Source organism: Micromonospora sp. R77 (assembly GCF_022747945.1).
GTDB lineage: Bacteria > Actinomycetota > Actinomycetes > Mycobacteriales > Micromonosporaceae > Micromonospora.
Map to the genome: position 1 here is coordinate 4,365,248 of NZ_JALDST010000001.1, position 20,576 is coordinate 4,385,823.

Genomic DNA, 20,576 nt, shown 5'->3' on the forward strand with positions numbered 1-20,576 from the left:
CCGCCGCGCCCTGAGTGACCGTGGTTGCACCGGGCGAGCCTGGCTTGGGCCCCGGCCCCACCGGCCACTACAGTCCCAGGCATGCCGGAGATGGTGCAGCCCCAGGTCAAGCTGATCGCGTGGACCCAGTTCCAGGCCCCGGACGACGTGCCGTGGTCGACCGACGCCGACGGCGGTCAGGCCCTGGCGGAGTTCGCCGGCCGGGCCTGCTACCAGAGCTGGAAGAAGCCGAACCCGGCCACCGCCACCAACGCCGGCTATCTGGCGCACATCCTGGAGGTGGGTCACCTCTCCGTGCTGGAGCACGGCTCGGTGAGCTTCTACTTCACCGGGGTGTCCCGCTCCTTCACCCACGAGCTGATCCGGCACCGGCACTTCTCGTACTCCCAGCTCTCCCAGCGGTACGTCCCGGAGCGGGACGCCGCCATGGTGGAGCCCTCGGTGATCGCCGACGACCCGGAGCTGCACAAGAAGTTCGTCGAGGCGGCCGAGGCGAGCGTCCGGGCGTACACCGAGCTGCTGGAGGGGCTGGAGCAGCGCTTCTCCGACGAGCCCAACCCGACGCTGCGCCGCAAGCAGGCCCGGCAGGCCGCCCGCGCGGTGCTGCCGAACGCCACCGAGACCCGGATCGTGGTCACCGGCAACTACCGGGCGTGGCGGCACTTCATCGGGATGCGCGCCACCGAGCACGCCGACGTGGAGATCCGCGAGCTGGCGGTGGAGTGCCTGCGTCAGCTCCAGCGGGTCGCGCCGAACGTCTTCGCCGACTTCGTGATCTCGACGCTGCCCGACGGCTCCGAGGTGGCGGCCACCCCGCACGCCGAGTGAGAGCCCGTGCACCCTTCCCCGCCGGAGCGCCGGTGGTCGTCCGCTAGGTTGTGAACATGACGCACGACCACCCTGCCGCCCCCGACCGGGGCGGGTCCCGCCCGTTCGGGCGACTGCTCACGGCCATGGTGACCCCGTTCACCCCGGCCGGCGACCTCGACCTGGCCGGCGCCGTACGCCTCGCCCAGCACCTCGTGGACGAGCAGGGCAACGACGCGCTGGTGCTCAACGGCACCACCGGTGAGTCGCCGACCACCACGGAGGCGGAGAAGGAGACCCTGATCCGGGCCGTCGTGGAGGCGGTCGGCGACCGGGCCCGGATCGTCGCCGGGGTCGGCACCAACGACACCCGGCACACCATCGAGCTGGCCGCGTCGGCCGAGAAGGCCGGCGCGCACGGCCTGCTGGTGGTCACCCCGTACTACAACAAGCCGCCGCAGAGCGGGCTGCTGCGGCACTTCACCATGGTCGCCGACGCCACCGGGCTGCCGATCATGCTCTATGACATCCCGCACCGCTCAGGGGTACCGATCGCCACCGACACCCTGGTCCGGCTCGCCGAGCACGACCGGATCGTCGCGGTCAAGGACGCCAAGGGCGACCTGACCGCCACCTCCTGGGTGCTCAGCCGCAGCGACCTGGCCTTCTACAGCGGCGAGGACGCGCTGACGCTGCCCGCGCTCGCGGTCGGCTGCGTCGGCGTGGTCGGCACCTCGACCCACTTCACCGGCGTGCAGACCAAGCAGCTGATCGAGGCGTACGAGGCCGGCGACGTCGGCACCGCGCTGAGCCTGCACCGGCGGCTGCTGCCGCTGTTCACCGGCATCTTCCGTACCCAGGGCACCATCCTGGTGAAGGCGGGCCTGGCGGCCAAGGGGCTGCCCGCCGGCCCGGTACGCCCCCCGCTGGTGGACGCCACCGACGACGAGATCGCCCAGCTGCGCGCCGACTGCGCCGCAGCGGGCCTGGAGCTGCCCGAATGAACGAACGACACGATGGACGCCGAGTGACGGCGTCGCAGAATGAGGTGGACGCGTGACCGAGGCGCACTTCGAGGGTGAAGCCCCCCCGCCGCTGCCGGAGGGTGGCCTGCGGATCATCCCGCTCGGCGGACTCGGTGCCATCGGCCGGAACATGACCGTCTTCGAGTACGGCGGCAAGCTGCTGATCGTCGACTGCGGGGTGCTCTTCCCCGACGTGGAACAGCCGGGCGTGGACCTGATCCTGCCCGACTTCGCCCCGATCCTGGACCGGCTGGCCGACGTGCAGGCGATCGTGCTGACCCACGGTCACGAGGACCACATCGGCGCGGTGCCGTACCTGCTCGCCCACAAGCCGGACATCCCGCTGGTCGGCTCCCAGTTCACCCTGGCCCTGGTCGAGGCGAAGCTGGCCGAGCGGCGGATCCAGCCGTACACGTTGACCGTGCGGGAGGGCGGCCGGGAGCGGCTCGGTCCGTTCGAGTGCGAGTTCTTCGCGGTCAACCACTCCATCCCGGACGCCCTCGCGGTGGCCATCCGCACGCCGGCCGGGCTGGTCCTGCACACCGGCGACTTCAAGATGGACCAGCTCCCGCTGGACGGCCGGATCACCGACCTGGCCGGCTTCGCCCGGCTCGGCGCCGAGGGCGTCGACCTGCTGCTGTCGGACTCCACGAACGCGGAGATCCCCGGCTTCGTCACCCCGGAGCGGGAGATCGGGCCGGTCCTCGACTCGATCTTCGCGAAGGCCAAGGGGCGGATCATCGTCGCCTCGTTCGCCTCGCACGTGCACCGGGTGCAGCAGGTCTTCGACTCGGCGGTCGAGCACGGCCGCAAGGTCGCGCTGATCGGCCGCTCGATGGTCCGCAACATGGGCATCGCCCGCGACCTGGGCCTGCTCAACATCCCGGCCGGTCTGGTCATCGGGATCGAGGAGGCGACCACCCTTCCGCCCGAGCAGATCGTGCTGATGTCCACCGGCTCCCAGGGCGAGCCGATGAGCGCCCTGGGCCGGATGGCCAGCGGCGACCACCGGCACATCACCATCGCCCCCGGCGACACGGTGGTGCTGGCCTCCTCGCTGGTGCCCGGCAACGAGACCTCGGTCTACCGGGTGATCAACCGGCTGGCCCGGGCCGGCGCGGTGGTGGTGCACAAGGACGTCGCGAAGGTGCACGTCTCCGGCCACGCCCCCGCCGGTGAGCTGCTCTATCTGCTCAACGTCACCCGGCCGAGCAACCTGATGCCGGTGCACGGCGAGTGGCGGCACCTGCGGGCGCACGCCCGGCTCGGCATCGAGTCCGGGGTCGCCCCGGACCGGGTGGTGCTCTGCGAGGACGGCGACGTCGTCGACCTGGTCGAGGGCCGCGCCAGCCTGGTCGGCCACGTCAAGAGCCGGTACGTCTACGTCGACGGTCTCGCCGTCGGCGACGTCAGCGAGTCGCTGCTCACCGAGCGGCGGATCCTCGGCGACGGCGGCTTCATCGCCACCACCGTGGTGGTCGACTCGGTCACCGGCAAGGTGGTCGCCGGTCCGACCCTCTCGGCGAAGGGCTTCTCCGAGGACCCGGAGGCGTTCAACCCGGTGATCCCGCTGGTCACCGAGGCGCTGAACCGGGCCGCCGCGGACGGTATCACCGACCCGCACCAGCTCCAGCAGATCGTCCGGCGCACCGTCGGGCGCTGGGTGAACGACGCGTACCGGCGGCGGCCGATGATCGTCCCGACGGTGGTCGAGGTCTGACCCGCTGACGCTCCGGACGCCGGCCCGCTCCCGAGTGCGGGCCGGCGTCGTCGTATCCGGATACGGATGCCGACCCCGAGCGGTTCAACGGTTTCCCCGAGGGTCCCGCAGCGCCGGAGGGTGCCGCGCGGGACCCTTCGGCGTACGACCGGCGGACCGGATCCGGCGGTCGGGCGGAGAGCTGGAATTCTTTCACCGTTTCGGTGCGGGGCTTTTGGGTCGATGGCGGGGCGGAATTTGCTGCTCCGAGAGGCGGGGAAGAACTGTTCAGGTGATGCCGTCACGGTCTCGTCAAAGGCTGTTGAGCTGCGGAAACGTCGGCAATTGTGCTGTCGCCGGAGGGTGTGTGCGTGATAAGAAGAAACAGCGCAGTCGATTTACGATGGCGAATGTTTATCTTCTTCGCGTACCAGCCCGCTCCCGGTGCGCTTCCGGCGTGCCTGTCGATCCCCGCAGAAAGGTAGGGGTCCGATGTCCTCATCGTCCCGCCTGCGCACCTGGGCGGCACCTGCCGTCGCCGGCGCGCTCGTCCTGTCGGTGCTGTCACCGCCCGCATCCGCCTCGGCGACGCCGGCCGCCGCCGCGGCGAAGCCGGCATCCGCCGCGGCGAAACCGGCCGCCCAGACCACCTCCGCGTCGTCGCGGCCCACCGCACGGACGGCCAAGCCCGCCGCGCCGGCCGCGCCGAAGCAGCCGCGCGCCGGCCACCGCGGCACCCTGGCCGTCGTCACCTGGCAGGCACCGGCCGACCACGGCAGCGCCATCACCGGCTACGTGGTGACCCCGTACCGGGGCAAGAAGGCGGCCAAGCCGGTGTCGTTCGACGCCGAGGCCACCACGCAGACCCTGCGGCTGGCCTCCGCCAGCGGGTCGTGGACGTTCACCGTGGCCGCCCGGAACGCCGTCGGCACCGGCCCGGCCAGCCCGAGGTCCGCGCCCGCCCGACTGCTCGCGCTGCCGGCCGCGCCGACCATCATCGCGGTCAGCGCGACCAGCACCACCGCGCTGCTGAGCTGGACCCCCGGCTCCGACGGCGGCTCGCCGGTGACCAACTGGGTGATCACCCCGTACGTCGGGGGAGTGCGGCAGGCGAGTCAGACGGTCGGACCCGCCACCACGGCGGAGATCACCGGTCTGATCTCCGGCACCACCTACCGGTTCACCGTGGCCGCCCGGACCGCGGCCGGCACCGGACCCGAGTCACCGCTGTCGTTCGCGGTGACCGCGAACGTGTCGCCGACCCTGGCGTTCGCCACCCCGCCGGCGGGTGCGGTGGGGGTGGCGTACTCGGTGGGCCTCGACGCCACCCGCGGTGTGCCACCGTTCGTCTGGTCGATCGCCTCCGGGACGCTGCCGCCGGGGATCACGTTGAACCCCAACACCGGCGCCCTGAGCGGGCTGCCCACCACCGCCGGCGTGTACCCGTTCGTGGTGCGGGTGGTGGATGCTGCCGCGCAGCAGGGCAGCCGGCTGGTCACCCTGGAGATCCGCCAGGCGCCCAGGCTGGAGAACGCCGCCCCGCCGCTCGCCGAGGTGGGGGCGATCTATTCCGACCAGCTCACGGTGATCGGCGGCACCGCCCCGTTCAGCTGGTCGATCGCCGCCGGGACACTGCCGCCGGGACTCACGCTCGACCCGGCGACCGGGCTGCTCTCCGGACGTCCCACCGCAGCCGGGGCCTACCCGTTCACGGTGCGGGTCACCGACGCGTTCGGCCTCACCGACACCCAGCAGTTCCGGCTGATCGTCCAGGCGGCCAGCGTGGTCACCCTGACCGTCGACAGCGCCCTGACCAACTTCGGCACGCCGAGCTCCTTCCACGTGCGGATCGGGCCCGGGGTCGCCGAAGGTAACGTCACCGCGATCGACGTGCTGCCCAACGGCACCGACCGGCCGCTCGGCACGTTCCCGGTGACGTTCAACGCCGCCGACTTCCAGATCATCCTGCCGGCGTACGGGCTCAACCGGTTCCGGGTGCAGTTCGACGCGTCCAACACCAACGCGGTGGCCAACTCCAACACGGTCACCGTGGACATCCGGGCCGTCCCCGGCCAGGTCATCATCGGCCAGTTCGCCCAGTCCGGCACCGCGGGCGACAAGGACCAGTTCGTGGGCCTGCGCAGCAACCTGGCGATCGACGTGCCGATCGCCGGCTTCCGAATCGAGGCCCCGGGCGGGTTCAGCCTCACCATCCCGGCCAGCGCCCGCCCGCTGCCGGCCCGGCGGGGCTACCTCGTCGCCGGCTCCGACTATTCGCTGGTCAACATCCTGCCCGACCTGGTGGTGGACGATCTCGGCCCGCCCGGTGGTGGATTCCGCCTGGTGGCACCGGACGTGCCCGGCACCGTGACGGACGCCGCCGGCTCCGCGCCCGGCTTCTACGAAGGCACCCCGTTGCCGGGGTTCAACAACCCACCACACGTCGCGCACGCCTGGGGCCGGATCCGGGAGAACGGCCAACTGGTCGACACCGGCAACACCCGCAACGACTTCCGGCTGGTCAGCGTGCTGCTCGGCCCGACCGAGGGGGTGCCGTCCGCGCTCGGCAGCCCGAGCCCTCGCAACACGCTCGGCGTCTACCAGCAGAACGACATCGCGCAGTCCACCCGGCTTGACCCGAACGTGTCCAGCGCGGCTGCGCCGAACCGGGTGGTGAGTGGCAACACCATCATCCTCCGGTTCACCGTCACCAACCGGTCGTCCACCACCCCGCTGACCCAGGCGCGGCTGCAGATCACCGCGCTGAGCCAGCTCAACGGCGCACCGAAACCCAACGGCCCCACCCCGTCGCCACACGGCAACCTGCACGTGGTCAACCCGCCCACCACGACCAGCCCGGTCACGTTGAGCAACGGGGACGTGGTCACCGTGAACAACCTCCGGATGGACGCGCCGGCCACCGACCCACCCGGTGGTGGCCTGTTCACCACGCTGACCGTCCCGCTCGACCTCGGCGGTCTCGGCCCGGGCGTCTCCGTCCGGCTGGCCCTCTGGCTGCACATCGACACGCCGGGACCGTTCTGGGTCGGCTGGGACGTCGACGCCCTCGGCCCCCAGGCACCCGCGCTCGCAGTGGCGATGTCCGCCAACGGCAAGGGGCACCGGCTGAAGAAGGTCAAGCCGGCGAAGCTGCCGCCGTCCTACGTGGTCAGCGGCACCGTCCGCTGACCGGACCGTCCAGTGCGGGTGACGCCTCGGCGTCACCCGCACCGGCACGCCCGCGACAGGAGGAGCAGATGACCGGACGGTTCGCCTACGGGCTGCGCGTCCACGGGCTCGACCGGGTCACCGACCTCATGCCGGCTCCACCCGGCGACGACCTGCCCGAGGTGACGATCCGCCAGCACACCGGCCCCCGCCCCGTCCCCGAGCCGCTGGACCGGTGGCGGCAGGTGCGGCTGCTCGCCGACGGACGGCACCTCGCCGTCGACCGGCGCAGCGGCACGGCGACCTTCCACGGGCCGCCGTTGACGCCCGACCTGCTCGCCCACCCCTACCTGGCGGCGCCGGCCGTCGTGGTCAACCGCTGGACGGGCCGGGAGACGTTCCACGCCGGCACCTTCGTCCGGCACGGGCGCGCCTTCGCGGTGCTCGGCTCGCGTACCGCCGGGAAGAGCAGCCTGCTCGCGGCGCTCGCCGCCCGCGACGTGCCGGTGCTCGCCGACGACGTGGCGGTGGTGCACGACGGGGGAGTCTTCGCCGGGCCGCGCTGCATCGACCTGCGCCAGCCGGTTCCCGGGTTGGCCCTGCCGGGGCGGACCGCCCGGGAGGGCAGCCGGACCCGGGTGTCTCTGCCGCCGGTCGCCACCCACGTGCCGCTGGCCGGCTGGATCTTCCTGAGCTGGGGTCCCGGGCCGGCGCTGGCCCGACTCCCCGCGGCCGACGCGTTGGGCCGGCTCGCCGCCGAGCGGTCCTGGCCGCAGTTGCCCTCCGACCCGGCGGTGCTGCTCACCCTGGCCGCGCTGCCGGCCTGGGAGCTCACCCGGCCCCGCGAGTGGGGTGCCCTCGAGGCGACCTGCCGGTTGGTGGAATCCGCCGCCGAGGCCGCCGCCGGGCAGCCGGCCTGATCACCGGCCGCGGCACGTCCCGGTGGCGGTAGTCGCGCGGCGTCGACCCGTGCTGCCGCAACCACAGGTGCTGCACCAGGCCCGCGGTGCACTCCGGGATCGGCCACCGCGCCCAGGCGGCGCGCAGGGCGGCCGGATCCACCACCGACTCGTCGACGCCGCCGCCGTCCCAGCCCCGGACGAACTCGCGGGTCGGGGCGCGCAGGAAGACGTCCAGGAAGTGTGCCTTGCCCTGCCGCTGGAACAGCAGCGGCGGCAGGTGGCCGTCCGCCAGCTCGGCGAGCAGCTCACGACGGCTCACCCCACGGCGGCCACCGGCGGTGGCGGCGAGCGTCGCCACGAACCCCGGGTCGAGGAACGGATGCCGGACCAGCACGGCGTGATCCGCGCCCATCCGGTCGAACGAGGCCACGGTGAGCCGCAGGTCGCGGCGGCGCAGGTGCCAGGCCATCCGCCGGTCCAGCCGGTCCGGTTCGGCGCGCCGCTCGGCCCGGTGCCGGCGCAGCACGTCCCGCGCCGCCGCCGGCCGGAGCCAGGGGAACAGGTCGATGCCGGACGGCGCCCGGCGCAGCCGGGCCCGGAGCCGGGACGCCCGAAGACGCAGTCGACGGTACGGCGAGGCCGGCGGCGGCGGTCGCCACCCGGCGAGGATCTGGTCACCACCGACACCGGTCAGCAGCGACCCGCCGGCCGCGAGTTCGACGATCGGCAGGTGCAGGTGCGTGTTCAGCGGGTGGCACACGCCGTACCGGCGCAGGAACCGTTGCGCCACCGGTCCCACCAGGTCCAGATCGTCGGCCGCGGGCAGGATCTGCCAGCGGTCCCGCAACCGGAGCTCGTCGACGACGCGGTCCTGCCAGTCCGACTCGTCGGCCGCCGGCGCGTCGGTGAACCGCCAGGTCACCGGCACCGGAGCGGGCAGTCCGTGGCGGGCGGCGACCCGGGCCGCCACGGCGAGCACCATCGACGAGTCGAGTCCGCCGGAGAAGCTGACCAGGCACGGCGGGCGGCGCAGCGCCGGCAGCACCGCCGCTTCCAGCGCCGCCAGTGGGGACGCGGCGACCGGAGCCGGCGGCCCGGTGCGGTCCGCCGGCTCGACACCGGTCACCAGGCCGGTGGCCAACTCGTACGGCGACGGCCACGGCGCGGCGACCCGCGTGTCGACGGTCGGGTCGGTCATGTCAGCTCCCGGTGAGCCCGCGGCGGGGGACGGACGCCGACGCCGCGCGCCCGGCCGGCGCTACGCGGTCGGTGACCGCAGCACCCGCGCCGGTCCGAGCCCCCGGCGGCCCGGGCCGGCGCGGACCGTGGTCGTCGGTTCAGATGGACGCGCCGGTGCCACCCGTCCCGTCACCGATGGGCAGGTCGCCGCCCTGCGTCAGTTCGGCCAGGGTGCCGAGCCGGTTCAGCCGTGGCGGCTGGTAGCCCCGGGGCGGAGTCGGCTGCTCGTCGGCCCGGCGTGTTTCCTGCGTGGTCATGTCTCAGTCCTTCGTGCAGATCACGGTCACGGTGGAGTCACTCTGCACTGCCTATCGACCGCGGGTCCGCCGGGATACGGGCGCGCTCGGAAGATCCTCGAAGGCGTGACGCGATCCCGGTCGCCGTCGCGGTCCGGGTACGCCCCGACACGCTCCGCCGAAACCCGACCGTCGCCCTCAACCGATCGGCGTCCGTCTCCGTACCTCATCCGTCGGCGCACCGGCGCCGGCCGGGAGGAGCGTGGCGGATGGATCGCAGACGGATGACAGCCATCGGCGTACTGGTGGCGGCGGCGGGAGCGGCGGCGGCGGTGACCCTGCCGTCGTTCGCGGGGGAGAACGCGGCGCCGCGCACCGGTTCCCCCGCCGCGCGCGGTGGCGTCGCCCCGGAGCTGGTCGGTGCGCTGGCCCGGGACCTGTCGCTGACCCCCGACCAGGCGGTCGCGCGACTGAGGACGGAACGCCGGGCCGCCGGCACGGTCGCGAAGCTCCGCACCGAACTGGGGGAGGACTACGGCGGCAGCTGGCTGAGCGCCGACGGCGCGACGCTGACCGTGGCGGTCGCCGACCCGGCCGGGGCCGCCCGGGTGACCGCCGCCGGCGCGGTGCCGAAGCAGGTGGACCGGGGCGTCCGGGAGCTGGACGCCGTCAAGAGCCGGCTCGACTCCGCCGGCCGGCAGGCCACCCCGGACATCGCCGGCTGGTACGTCGACGTCACCACCAACAGCGTGGTGGTGCTCGCCCAGCCGGGCGCGGAGCCGGCCGGCCGCCGGTTCGCCGAGGCCAGCGGGGTGCCCGCCGGGTCGGTCCGGGTGAAGACCGCCAGCGAGGCGCCCCGCCCGCTCTTCGACGTCCGGGGCGGGGACGCGTTCTTCATCAACAACGCCGGCCGCTGCTCGGTCGGCTTCCCGGTGGTCGGCGGCTTCGTCACCGCCGGGCACTGCGGCCGGCCGGGGGACCGGACCACCGGGTCGAACCGGGTCGCCCAGGGCACCTTCAAAGCCTCGTCCTTCCCGGGCGACGACTGGGCGGTCGTCGAGGTCAACGGCGACTGGACGCCGCAGGGCGTGGTGAACGACTTCAACGGCGGCACGGTGCCGGTGAACGGCGCCACCGAGGCCCCGGTCGGTGCGTCGGTCTGCCGCTCCGGCTCCACCACCGGCACCCACTGCGGGGTCATCCAGGCCAAGAACGCCACGGTGAACTATCCGGAGGGGACGGTCACCGGGCTCACCCGGACGAACGTCTGCGCCGAGCCGGGCGACTCCGGCGGCGCGTGGCTCTCCGGCGACCAGGCGCAGGGCGTCACCTCCGGCGGATCCGGCGACTGCACGCAGGGTGGGGTGACCTTCTTCCAGCCGGTCACCGAGATCCTCCAGCGCAACAACCTGACCCTGGTGACCGCGAACGGCCAGTCGGCCCCCTCCGCGCCGCCCGCGGATGCCACCGCACCGCCCGCCACCGCCGCGCCGAGCGGTGAACCCAGCGCCCCGCCCGCCGGTGAGGCGTGCGCCGGCCAGGTGAGCCGGACCGGTCAGGTCGCCGCCGGGCGGGCGCAGAACCAGCCGGACGGCCGCTGGTTCCGGGCGGACGCCGGCACCCAGGAGGCCTGCCTCCAGGCGTCCGACGGGGTGCGGGCGACGCTGGAGCTCCAGCGCTTCACCGGGGCCGGGTTCCACACCGTGGCCGGCGCCGACACCGCCGACGGGATGGCCCGGCTGACCGCCGACACCCCGGCCGGCGTCTACCGCTACCGGGTGGTCGGCCGGGCCGGCTCCGGTGACTACACGCTGGCGTTCTCCGCCCGCTGACCGACGCCGGCCCGTCCGGCGTCCACCGACCGCGGCCCCCGTCCACCACCGCCCGGTGGTCGGGGGCCGCGCCACGCCACGGGTACGCCGCTCAGGGCAGCGCCGCCACCGCCTCGGCGTACGCGACGCCGGTGCTGACGGTCGCGGTGAGCAGCACCACGAGCTGGGCCGGGGCCACCCCGAGCGCCAGGTCGGTGGTGACGTCCCCGGCCAGCACCAGCGTGCCGTCCCCCGGTTCGTGCACGTACGCCTTGGGCAGCAGCCGGTCGTGGTTCCAGGCGTTGCAGAAGGCGTAGAGGGCGGGGACCTGCTCGATGCCGAAGCGCGGCCCGGTGACCACCCGGACCTGGAGCAGCTCACCGGCGGCGCCCCGCCGGTAGAACCAGATGAGGCTGTCCTCCCACCGGCCCACCAGGTCACCGTCGTCGTCCACGGCGATCGCGTACCCCCGGTTGGCCAGCACCGCGGCGATCAGCTGGTGGGTCAGCGGACGCAACGCCTGCGGGTGTCCGGCCAGGGGGCCGTCCGGACCGTCCGCGATCTCCGGCGACGCCATCGGGGCATCCCTTCTGAGGCGAATAACACACCGACGGCGCGGTCCGCTGGTGCGACGCGCGGACACGACCCGGAAAAGCGGCGTTCTGCCGGGTGACGCCGTTACGGTGACTCTATGGCGGGCCGTACCTCTCAGGCGAGCCGGCGGCGCGGCGCGTCGCCGCGCGGCACCACGAACAGTCGTGCCCGCCAACCGGCGAAGAAGACCACCCGGGCCCCGGCCCGGCGGCGACCCGCGGCCCGACCCGGCCCCGCCGTCTACGTCGGACGCGCGGTCGGCGCGGTCTGGATGGGCCTGGCCCACGGCGTCGGCTGGGCGGTACGCGGTGCCGGCCGGCAGGTCGCCTCGGCCCGTGGCCTCGACCCGGAGCACCGCCGCGACGGCGGCGGGCTGCTCCTGTTCGGCCTCGCCATCCTCAGCGCGGTGGCGATCTGGTTCGGCGGCGCCGGCCCGGTCGGCGCCCGGCTGGCCGACACCGTCCGGCTCTTCCTCGGCGCGATCGCGATCGTGGTCCCGGTGCTGCTGATGATCGGCGCCTGGCGGCTGATGCGGACCCCGGCCGATCCCGAGCACCGCGGCCGTGGCCTGGTCGGCTGGGGGTCCATGCTGGTCGCCACCGCGGCGATGCTGCACATCGGACAGGATCCGGTCGACTCGGTCCAGCGCGACTACGCCGGCGGTCTGATCGGCGCGGGCCTCGGCGACCTGCTGGAGGCGGGGTTGACCGCCTGGGTGGCCGTGCCGCTGCTGATCCTGCTGCTGGTCTTCGGCCTGCTGGTGGTGACCGCCACCCCGATCAACAAGATCCCCGAGCGGCTGGGGTTGCTCGCCGGCACGCTGGTCGCGCCGCCTGAGGTCGCCGACGACGAGACCGAGATCGTGGTGGTGGAGAAGCCGGCCCGCAAGCGGCCGGCCAAACGGCTGCCGCCACCGCTGGACCCGGACGACCCGGACGCCGACCTGGACGGCGTCGACCTCCAGGACACCCTGGTCATCCCGCGCAAGCCGCCGTCGAAGGTGCCCGCCAGCCGCAAGCCGGTCGAGCCGCCGGAGCACTCGCCGCTGCCCACCCGGGCCGAGCAGCTCGAACTCAACGGGCTGGCCGGCGACTACACCCTGCCGCCGGCCAACATGCTCAGCGGCGGCGCCGCGCCGAAGACCCGGAGCAAGGCCAACGACGAGGTGATCGCCGCGCTGACCGGGGTCTTCGACCAGTTCGGGGTGGACGCTGCGGTCACCGGCTTCACCCGGGGCCCGACGGTCACCCGCTACGAGGTCGAGCTCGGCCCGGCCGTCAAGGTCGAGCGGATCACCCAGCTCTCCCGCAACATCGCGTACGCGGTGAAGTCGCCGGACGTGCGGATCCTCAGCCCGATCCCGGGCAAGAGCGCGGTCGGCGTGGAGATCCCGAACACCGACCCGGAGAACGTGGCGCTCGGCGACGTGCTGCGCTCCCGGGCGGCCACCAGCGATCACCACCCGATGGTGGTGGCGCTCGGCAAGGACATCGAGGGCGGCTTCGTGGTGGCCAACCTCGCGAAGATGCCGCACATCCTGATCGCCGGCGCGACCGGCGCCGGCAAGTCGTCCTGCCTGAACTCGCTGCTGGTGTCGATCCTCACCCGGGCCACCCCGGACGAGGTGCGGCTGCTGCTGATCGACCCGAAGCGGGTCGAGATGACCGGCTACGAGGGCATCCCGCACCTGGTCACCCCGATCGTGACCAACGCGAAGAAGGCGGCCGACTCGCTGGACTGGGTGGTCCGCGAGATGGACATGCGCTATGACGACCTCGCCGCCAACGGGGTCCGGCACATCGACGACTTCAACCGCAAGGTGCGCAACGGCGAGATCAAGGCCCCGCCGGGCAGCGAGCGGGAGATGCGCCCCTATCCCTATCTGCTGGTGATCGTGGACGAGCTGGCCGACCTGATGATGGTCGCCCCGCGCGACGTGGAGGACTCGGTCGTCCGGATCACCCAGCTCGCCCGGGCCGCCGGCATCCACCTGGTGCTGGCCACCCAGCGGCCGTCGGTCGACGTGGTCACCGGCCTGATCAAGGCGAACGTGCCGTCCCGGCTGGCGTTCGCCACCTCCAGCCTCGCCGACTCGCGGGTCATCCTCGACCAGCCCGGCGCGGAGAAGCTGCTCGGCCGCGGTGACGGGCTCTTCCTGCCGATGGGCGCGTCCAAGCCGGTCCGGATCCAGGGCGCCTGGGTGACCGAGCGCGAGATCGCCGACGTGGTGAAGTTCTGCAAGGACCAGCGCGAGCCGGAGTTCCGCCCGGACGTGCTCGCCCCGGCGCAGGAGAACAAGAAGAAGATCGACGAGGACATCGGCGACGACCTGGACCTGCTGGTGCAGGCGGTGGAGCTGGTGGTCACCTCCCAGTTCGGCTCCACCTCGATGCTCCAGCGCAAGCTGCGGGTCGGCTTCGCCAAGGCCGGCCGGCTGATGGACCTGATGGAGACCCGGGGCGTGGTCGGCCCCTCCGAGGGCTCCAAGGCGCGCGACGTGCTGGTCAAGCCCGACGAGCTGGAAGAGGTGCTGGTCGGGCTGCGCGGCGCCGAGGACTAGGACCACGACGCACGACAGGGCCCGCCGGACGATCCGGCGGGCCCTGTCGGCGTACGGGGGTCAGGAGTTCAGCAGGGCGGCGGCGAGCACCATGCCGAGGAGCGCACCGACCACGCTCGCCGCGGCGGCGTACCAGCCCAGCGGCTTGTCACCGAGCACCGCGCCGACGATGCCGAGGACCAGACCGGCGAGGCCGAACAGCGGCGGCAGGAAGAGGACCGCGATGACGGCGAAGACGAAACCCAGGATGGTGCAGATCCGCGCGGCGTTGCTGCGCGGGCGGGCGGTGGCGTGGATGTCGGCCATGGTGTCCTCCGTGAGTGGGCCCGTGGGTGGGTGGCCCGCTCTCTACCCAGACGGCGCGTGCGGTACGCATCGATGCGATCGGGGCGATACCGGTCAGTGGAAGACCTTCAGCCCGACCACGCCCGCGACGACCAGGAACAGGCAGCCGATCCGGGGCAGGCTGGTCGACTCCCCGAGCGCCAGCATGCCGACCAGCGCGGTGCCCACCGCGCCGATGCCCACCCAGACGGCGTAGCCGGTGCCGACCGGGATGTCGCGCAGCGCGTACGCCAGGCCGGCCATGCTCAGCACCAGCGAGACGGCGAAGACGGCGGAGGGGAGGGGGCGGCTGAAGCCGGCGCTGCGGTCGAGGGCGATCGCCCACGCCGTCTCCAGCAGTCCGGAGAGCACCAGCACGATCCAGGCCATGGGGTCACCTCGGGGCGCGGGCCCGGCCGCCGGGGCCGGGACGAGTCGGTCGTGGTCCGGGGCGTCTTGGCCTGACCGGGTACGCCCACGACTCGTCCGGGACGGCGGCCGGTCGGATGCCGGCGGGTGCCGCCACGCTCGACGCTAGCACCGGTGCCGTGGCTTCCCGCGCGTGCGACGGCCTGACCGGGGGAGCGACCGCCGGTGCGGTGACCTTCCCCACCGACGGTGGAGATGAACCTCACTTCAGGTTGCAGGATGGATCCATGAGCCTGCTCCTCACCGACGATGACGTCGCCGCGCTGGACGCCCCCACCACGGTCGCCGCGATGCGGGACGCGCTGCTCGCCGCCCATGCCGGCCGACTGGTCGCCCCGCCCCGGGCGTCCGCGTCGCTCGACGGCGGCCGGCTGGTGCTCACCGCCGGCCACCTCACCGGCGAGTGGTACGGCTTCCGCTCCTACGACACGTTCGGGCACCCGGAGAGCGAGCAGCTGGTGGTGCTGCACGACGCGGTGACCGGGGCGGTGCGGGCCATCGCCGTCGGCGAGGAGCTGGGCTCCCGACGGACCGGGGGACTCGGCGGGGTCGCGGTGGACGCCCTCGCCCGCCCCGACGCGGCCACCGTCGGCGTGATCGGCTCCGGCCGGCAGGCCTGGACCCAGCTCTGGGCCACCGCCGCGGTACGCCCGCTGCGCGAGGTGACCGTGCACAGCCGGTCGGCCGCCCGACGGGAGGCGTTCGCCGCCCGGGTCCGGGCCGAGCTGGGCGTACCGGCCCGGGCCGTCGGGACCGCCCGCGAGGCGGTGGCCGACCGGGACGTCGTGGTGCTCGCCACCACCAGCACCACGCCGGTGCTCGACGCGGCCGACCTGGCCCCGGGCACCCACGTCAACGCCGTCGGCTTCAAGCAGGCCGACCGGCGGGAGTTCGGCACCGACCTGCTGGACGTCGCCGAGGTGCTGGTCACCGACTCACCGGCGCAGGCCGCCGCGTACGCCCCGCCGATGCTCGCCGCCGTCGAGCCGTACGCCGGAAGGCTGCGTGACCTGGGCGCGGTGCTGGCGGGGGCGGTCCCGGGCCGGACCGGCGCGGACCAGATCTCGGTCTTCTGCTCCACCGGCCTGGCCGGCACCGAGGTCTTCCTGCTCGACCGCCTCACCCGCACCCGCGCCGCGCTGCACCCCCTCCGGTGAGCTGCACCGCACCGGACCCGGCACCCGGGCGGGCGGCGCGGGGGTCGCCGCGCGGCCCGGTACCCTCGGATGGTGTCTGCCAACCCCAACCCCCCTGCTCCCGCCGAGAGCCGTCGCGTCGCCCTGCTGACCCTGGGCTGCGCCCGTAACGAGGTCGACTCGGAGGAGCTGGCTGCCCGGCTGCACGCCGACGGCTGGCAGGTGACCACCGACGGCGAGGGCGCCGACGTGGTGGTCGTCAACACCTGCGGTTTCGTGGAGAAGGCCAAGCAGGACTCCATCCAGACGCTGCTCGCCGCCGCCGACACCGGCGCCAAGGTGGTCGCGGCCGGCTGCATGGCCGAGCGGTACGGCCGCGAGCTGGCCGACAGCCTGCCCGAGGCGCAGGCGGTGCTGAGCTTCGACGACTACCCGGACATCGCCGCCCGGCTGGACGCGGTGGTGGCCGGCGAGTCGTTCGCCGCGCACACCCCGCGCGACCGGCGCGAGCTGCTGCCGCTCACCCCGGTCCAGCGCCAGTCGTCGGCGGTGTCGCTGCCCGGCCACGGCACCCCGACCCGGGTCGCCCCGCAGACCGACGAGCACACCCCGGCCCACCTGCGGCAGGTGCTGCGGCACCGGCTCGACACCGGTCCGGTCGCCTCGCTCAAGCTGGCCAGCGGGTGCGACCGACGCTGCGCGTTCTGCGCCATCCCCGCCTTCCGCGGCGCCTTCGTCTCGCGTACGCCGGACGAGCTGCTCGCCGAGGCGGAGTGGCTGGCCGGCACGGGCGTCCGGGAGCTGGTGCTGGTCAGCGAGAACTCGACGTCGTACGGCAAGGACCTGGGCGACCCGCGGGCGCTGGAGAAGCTGCTGCCGCAGCTCGCCGCGATCGACGGCATCGTCCGGGTGCGGGCCAGCTATCTCCAGCCCGCCGAGACCCGGCCCGGCCTGGTCGAGGTGATCGCCACCACGCCCGGCGTCGCGCCCTACTTCGACCTGTCGTTCCAGCACTCCAGCGAGCCGGTGCTGCGCCGGATGCGCCGCTTCGGCTCCACCGACCGGTTCCTGGAGCTGTTGGCCTCCGCCCGCGCCCTCGCCCCGACGGCCGGCGCGCGGAGCAACTTCATCGTCGGTTTCCCCGGCGAGACCCGGGCCGACGTCGACGAGCTGGTCCGGTTCCTGACCGAGGCGCGGCTCGACGCGATCGGCATGTTCGACTACAGCGACGAGGACGGCACGGAGGCCGCCGGGCTGTCCGGCAAGGTCTCCGCCGCCACCGTCAAGCGCCGCTACGACCGGCTCAGCGCGCTCGCCGACGAGCTCTGCTCGCAGCGGGCCGAGGAGCGGCTCGGTTCGACCGTCGAGGTGCTGGTGGACTCGGTCGACGACGGCGTGGTCGAGGGGCGGGCGGCCCACCAGGCCCCTGAGGTCGACGGCTCGACCACCCTGGTCGCGCCCGCCGCCGGTGGGGTCGACCTGGCCGCGCTGCGCCCCGGCGACCTGGTCCGGGCCACGGTCACCGCGACCGAGGGCGTCGACCTGGTGGCCGTACCGGATGAGATGATCTCGGCAGCGTCCCGCGCGGCACACGTCGGGTCCTGACGGAGTGGGGGAGCCACGTGGTGGGGTGCCGGGAACGCCACGGCGGCCGGAGCGGGGTGCGGAGATGACCGGAGCGGAGTCGGCGGCGACCCCGGTGGTCGCCCGGGTGCCCGTGCTCAACGCGGCGAATGCGCTGACCGCGCTGCGGCTGATGCTGGTGCCGGTCTTCGGCGCGTCGGTGATCCTGTCGGGGATGACCCACGCCGGCTGGCGGATCGCCGCCTGTCTGATCTTCGCGGTGGCCTCGGCGACCGACCTGGTGGACGGCTGGATCGCCCGCCGCTTCGGGCTGGTCACCTCGGTCGGCAAGGTGGCCGACCCGATCGCCGACAAGGCGCTCACCGGCGCGGCCCTGCTGCTGCTCTCCTGGTACGACCACCTGCCCTGGTGGGTGACCGTGGTGATCCTGACCCGTGAGCTGGGCATCACCGCGCTGCGCTTCTGGGTGATCCGGCACGGCGTGATCGCGGCCAGCCGCGGCGGCAAGATCAAGACTGCGCTGCAGATCCTCGCCATCGCCTGGTACCTCTGGCCGATGCCCGCCGCCCTGGCCGCCGTCGGCCCCTGGATCATGGGCGCCGCCGTGCTCGTCACGGTCCTCACCGGCTTCGACTACATCGCCCAGGCCCTCCGCCTCCGCCGCCCCACCCCCTGACCCCCGCCTCGCCCCCGCCCCCGCCCCCGCCCCGTTGATCATGGGGTTGGCGGCGGTTACGGAGATCCACCACGCCGCCAACCCATGATCGACGGGGAACGGGCGGGTGTGGGGGGTTCGGCTGGGAGGATGAGTAGGGGTGGTCGGTGAGGGAAGGAGTTCCGGCATGGGGACGGATGCGAACCACGAACGGCCCGCCGGGAGTCCGGCGGCGGCCGTCGTGCACAGCCTGCACGAGCGCCACGAGACCCTCGCGACCGTCGAGTCACTCACCGGCGGGCTGCTGTCCGCCTCGATCGTCGAGATCGCCGGGGTGAGCGGCATCTACCGGGGCGGCCTGGTGGTCTACGCCACCGAGCTGAAGTCGGAGCTGGCCGGCGTACCGGAGGACCTGCTCGCCGCGCGCGGACCGGTCGACCCGGACGTGGCGGTCGCGCTGGCCGAGGGCGGGCGGCGCCGGTGCGGGGCCGACTGGGGCCTCGCCACCACCGGCGTGGCCGGCCCGGAACCGCAGGACGGCAAGCCGGTCGGCCTGGTCTACGTGGCGGTGGCCGGTCCGACCGGCACCGACGTGCGGCGGCTCGACCTGGACGGCGGGCGCGACCACATCCGCTCGGCGGCGGTGATCGAGGCGCTGCGGCTGCTGGCCGAGCGGATCCAGTCCGACACGCCCGACGACGTGGTCGGTGCCGAGCAGGCCGGGGCCGGTTCCCGGTGACCGCCGGACCAATTCCAGGGGCGGGGTGGGATGTCGCCGGGCCGGCCAACGGGTACGGTTGCGGGAAGGCTCCGACGGTTCGGCGTCGGCGCCGGGGGCGGTCCACCGCGCCCGGCGCGTCGCGGCCGACCGCGGAGCGGGTGGTCCCGTCAGGGGGAGGTGCGATGGTCCTGCTACGCCGGGTGATCGGTGACGCGCTGCGGGCGCGCCGACAGGGTCAGCACCGCACGCTGCGGGAGGTCTCCTCCGCCGCCAACGTCAGCCTCGGCTATCTCTCCGAGATCGAGCGCGGTCAGAAGGAGCCCTCCAGCGAGCTGCTGGCCGCCATCTGCGACGCCCTCGGTGCCCGCCTCTCCGAGTTGCTGCGCGAGGTCAGCGACACCGTCGCCCTGGCCGAGCAGCTGCCCGGGGTGCTCGTCCCGGTCGCCGACGAGCCGACGCCGGTCACCACGACCGCCGTCCGCAAGCCCACCAACCGCGGTGTCCGCCACGTCACCTCCGACGGTGCGGTGGCCGTCCAGGTCCGCCAGGACTCGCCGCTGAAGGCCACCCTGCGCAGCACCCGGGTCCGCCCCGAGCGGGACGTGGTCTGCGCCGCCTGACCCGGCCACCGCGCTCCGTGGCCGGGCTGGCGTCCGCCGCGTAGGGTTGATCAGGGTCGCGCCGCACGTCTCGACCGGCGGTACGGATGCCGGGCTGGCGTCCGGCTGGGACGATGGAGACGCGCCGCGGGGCCCGCCGGTCGGCCCCCGCCCGGCACGCGACGCTACTGAGGGGACAAGGCGGAGATGGCGAACCCGTTCGTCAAGGGTTGGAAGTACCTGATGGCGCTTTTCGGCGCGAAGCTCGACGAGCACGCCGACCCGAAGGTGCAGATCCAGCAGGCCATCGAGGAGGCCCAGCGGCAGCACCAGGCCCTGGTCCAGCAGGCAGCCGCGGTGATCGGCAACCAGCGTCAGCTGGAGATGAAGCTGTCCCGGCAGATGTCCGAGGTCGAGACGCTCCAGGCGAACGCCCGGCAGGCGCTGGCGCTGGCCGACCAGGCCCGGGCCCGGGGCGACGAGACCGAGGCCGGCCGCTACGAACAGTCCGCCCAGCTGCTGGCCACCCAGCTGGTCTCCGCCGAGCAGGCCACCGAGGACCTGAAGACCCTGCACGACCAGGCGCTCGGTGCCGCCGCGCAGGCCCGCAAGGCGGTCGAGAACAACTCGATGATCCTCCAGCAGAAGCTGGCCGAGCGCACCAAGCTGCTCAGCCAGCTGGAGCAGGCCAAGATGCAGGAGAGCGTGGCCCGCTCGCTGGAGTCGATGTCCTCGATGACCGCGCCCGGCACCACCCCGTCGCTGGACGAGGTGCGGGACCGCATCGAGCGCCGCTACGCCACCGCGATGGGCCGCGCCGAGCTGGCCGGCAACTCCGTCGAGGGCCGGATGCTGGAGATCCAGAAGGCCACCCTCGACTCCGCCGGATCGGCGAGACTGGAGCAGATCCGGTCGAGCATGGCCGGCGAGCAGCTCGCCGGCCGGCCGGAACGGCCCGCGGTGTCGCAGGCCGGCCCCGCCGCCGACCCGGCGGCTGCCGCCCGCCTCGACGAGATCCGGGCCAGCATGAGCCGGGAACGCGGCACCGGAGACAGCACCGCCACGGGCTGAACGCGAGGAGACACCG

Annotated in this window: 18 protein-coding genes and 1 riboswitch; of the genes, 13 read left to right on the top strand and 5 right to left on the bottom strand. The window is 73.8% G+C overall.

All coding sequences use genetic code 11. From position 1 onward, the window contains the following. Nucleotides 1-90 precede the first annotated feature (90 nt). The 5 genes from thyX (at nt 91) to MRQ36_RS20675 (ending at nt 7,619) form a co-directional block, all read left to right on the top strand. Complete coding sequence (gene thyX / locus MRQ36_RS20655) at nt 91-828, top strand: FAD-dependent thymidylate synthase (RefSeq protein WP_242801252.1); 738 nt, start codon at nt 91-93, stop codon at nt 826-828. Nucleotides 829-884: 56 nt separating this feature from the next. Beyond that, on the top strand, nt 885-1,811 hold the full coding sequence (gene dapA / locus MRQ36_RS20660; protein ID WP_242797823.1) for a 4-hydroxy-tetrahydrodipicolinate synthase: 927 nt from the start codon (nt 885-887) through the stop codon (nt 1,809-1,811). 52 nt (nt 1,812-1,863) lie between these two features. Continuing rightward, entirely contained in the window at nt 1,864-3,552 is a 1,689-nt protein-coding gene (locus tag MRQ36_RS20665; RefSeq protein WP_242797825.1) for a ribonuclease J, read from the top strand. A gap of 471 nt (nt 3,553-4,023) precedes the next feature. Further along, the gene (locus MRQ36_RS20670) at nt 4,024-6,720 is read left to right on the top strand and encodes a putative Ig domain-containing protein (RefSeq protein ID WP_242797827.1); all 2,697 of its coding nucleotides are present in this window, start codon (nt 4,024-4,026) and stop codon (nt 6,718-6,720) included. A gap of 68 nt (nt 6,721-6,788) precedes the next feature. Then, a complete protein-coding gene (locus MRQ36_RS20675) occupies nt 6,789-7,619 on the top strand; it encodes a hypothetical protein (protein ID WP_242797829.1) in 831 nt (276 codons plus the stop codon). Here MRQ36_RS20675 and MRQ36_RS20680 read toward each other — a convergent pair. Both MRQ36_RS20680 and MRQ36_RS20685 read right to left on the bottom strand, forming a co-directional pair. Then, nucleotides 7,531-8,799, bottom strand: coding sequence for an asparagine synthase-related protein (locus tag MRQ36_RS20680; protein ID WP_242797831.1), 1,269 nt, complete (start codon nt 8,797-8,799; stop codon nt 7,531-7,533). The genes MRQ36_RS20675 and MRQ36_RS20680 overlap by 89 nt on opposite strands. A 139-nt stretch (nt 8,800-8,938) precedes the next feature. Further along, complete coding sequence (locus MRQ36_RS20685; RefSeq protein ID WP_242797833.1) at nt 8,939-9,097, bottom strand: lasso RiPP family leader peptide-containing protein; 159 nt, start codon at nt 9,095-9,097, stop codon at nt 8,939-8,941. 248 nt (nt 9,098-9,345) lie between these two features. On the opposite strand from MRQ36_RS20685, the gene MRQ36_RS20690 reads away from it, so the two are divergent. Beyond that, nucleotides 9,346-10,908, top strand: coding sequence for a S1 family peptidase (locus MRQ36_RS20690; RefSeq protein WP_242797835.1), 1,563 nt, complete (start codon nt 9,346-9,348; stop codon nt 10,906-10,908). Nucleotides 10,909-10,999: 91 nt separating this feature from the next. Here the strand turns inward: MRQ36_RS20690 and MRQ36_RS20695 are convergent, their stop codons facing one another. Further along, nucleotides 11,000-11,464, bottom strand: a complete 465-nt coding sequence (locus MRQ36_RS20695; RefSeq protein WP_242797837.1) for a YbjN domain-containing protein — start codon at nt 11,462-11,464, stop codon at nt 11,000-11,002. A gap of 114 nt (nt 11,465-11,578) precedes the next feature. On the opposite strand from MRQ36_RS20695, the gene MRQ36_RS20700 reads away from it, so the two are divergent. Next, nucleotides 11,579-14,041 carry a DNA translocase FtsK gene (locus MRQ36_RS20700; RefSeq protein ID WP_242797839.1) on the top strand — a complete coding sequence of 821 codons (2,463 nt, stop codon included), beginning with the start codon at nt 11,579-11,581 and terminating at the stop codon, nt 14,039-14,041. 60 nt (nt 14,042-14,101) lie between these two features. On the opposite strand, the gene MRQ36_RS20705 is transcribed toward MRQ36_RS20700, so the two are convergent. Both MRQ36_RS20705 and MRQ36_RS20710 read right to left on the bottom strand, forming a co-directional pair. Next, entirely contained in the window at nt 14,102-14,347 is a 246-nt protein-coding gene (locus MRQ36_RS20705; RefSeq protein WP_242797841.1) for a hypothetical protein, read from the bottom strand. 93 nt (nt 14,348-14,440) lie between these two features. Beyond that, nucleotides 14,441-14,755 carry a multidrug efflux SMR transporter gene (locus MRQ36_RS20710; RefSeq protein WP_242797843.1) on the bottom strand — a complete coding sequence of 105 codons (315 nt, stop codon included), beginning with the start codon at nt 14,753-14,755 and terminating at the stop codon, nt 14,441-14,443. Between the two features lie 55 nt (nt 14,756-14,810). Continuing rightward, a riboswitch (guanidine-III (ykkC-III) riboswitch) is annotated at nt 14,811-14,875 on the bottom strand. Nucleotides 14,876-15,021: 146 nt separating this feature from the next. On the opposite strand from MRQ36_RS20710, the gene MRQ36_RS20715 reads away from it, so the two are divergent. The 6 genes from MRQ36_RS20715 to MRQ36_RS20740 all read left to right on the top strand — a co-directional run bounded on the left by MRQ36_RS20715 (nt 15,022) and on the right by MRQ36_RS20740 (nt 20,560). Then, nucleotides 15,022-15,951: an ornithine cyclodeaminase family protein gene (locus tag MRQ36_RS20715; RefSeq protein ID WP_242797845.1), complete on the top strand. Its 930-nt coding sequence runs from the start codon at nt 15,022-15,024 to the stop codon at nt 15,949-15,951. Between the two features lie 69 nt (nt 15,952-16,020). Further along, nucleotides 16,021-17,535, top strand: coding sequence for a 30S ribosomal protein S12 methylthiotransferase RimO (rimO, locus tag MRQ36_RS20720; RefSeq protein WP_242797847.1), 1,515 nt, complete (start codon nt 16,021-16,023; stop codon nt 17,533-17,535). A 64-nt stretch (nt 17,536-17,599) separates the two neighbouring features. After that, nucleotides 17,600-18,190, top strand: coding sequence for a CDP-diacylglycerol--glycerol-3-phosphate 3-phosphatidyltransferase (gene pgsA / locus MRQ36_RS20725; RefSeq protein ID WP_242797849.1), 591 nt, complete (start codon nt 17,600-17,602; stop codon nt 18,188-18,190). Nucleotides 18,191-18,356: 166 nt separating this feature from the next. Then, the gene (locus MRQ36_RS20730) at nt 18,357-18,908 is read left to right on the top strand and encodes a CinA family protein (protein ID WP_242797851.1); all 552 of its coding nucleotides are present in this window, start codon (nt 18,357-18,359) and stop codon (nt 18,906-18,908) included. Between the two features lie 164 nt (nt 18,909-19,072). After that, on the top strand, nt 19,073-19,510 hold the full coding sequence (locus MRQ36_RS20735; protein ID WP_242797853.1) for a helix-turn-helix domain-containing protein: 438 nt from the start codon (nt 19,073-19,075) through the stop codon (nt 19,508-19,510). A gap of 186 nt (nt 19,511-19,696) precedes the next feature. Further along, the gene (locus MRQ36_RS20740; RefSeq protein ID WP_242797855.1) at nt 19,697-20,560 is read left to right on the top strand and encodes a PspA/IM30 family protein; all 864 of its coding nucleotides are present in this window, start codon (nt 19,697-19,699) and stop codon (nt 20,558-20,560) included. Nucleotides 20,561-20,576: the final 16 nt, after the last annotated feature.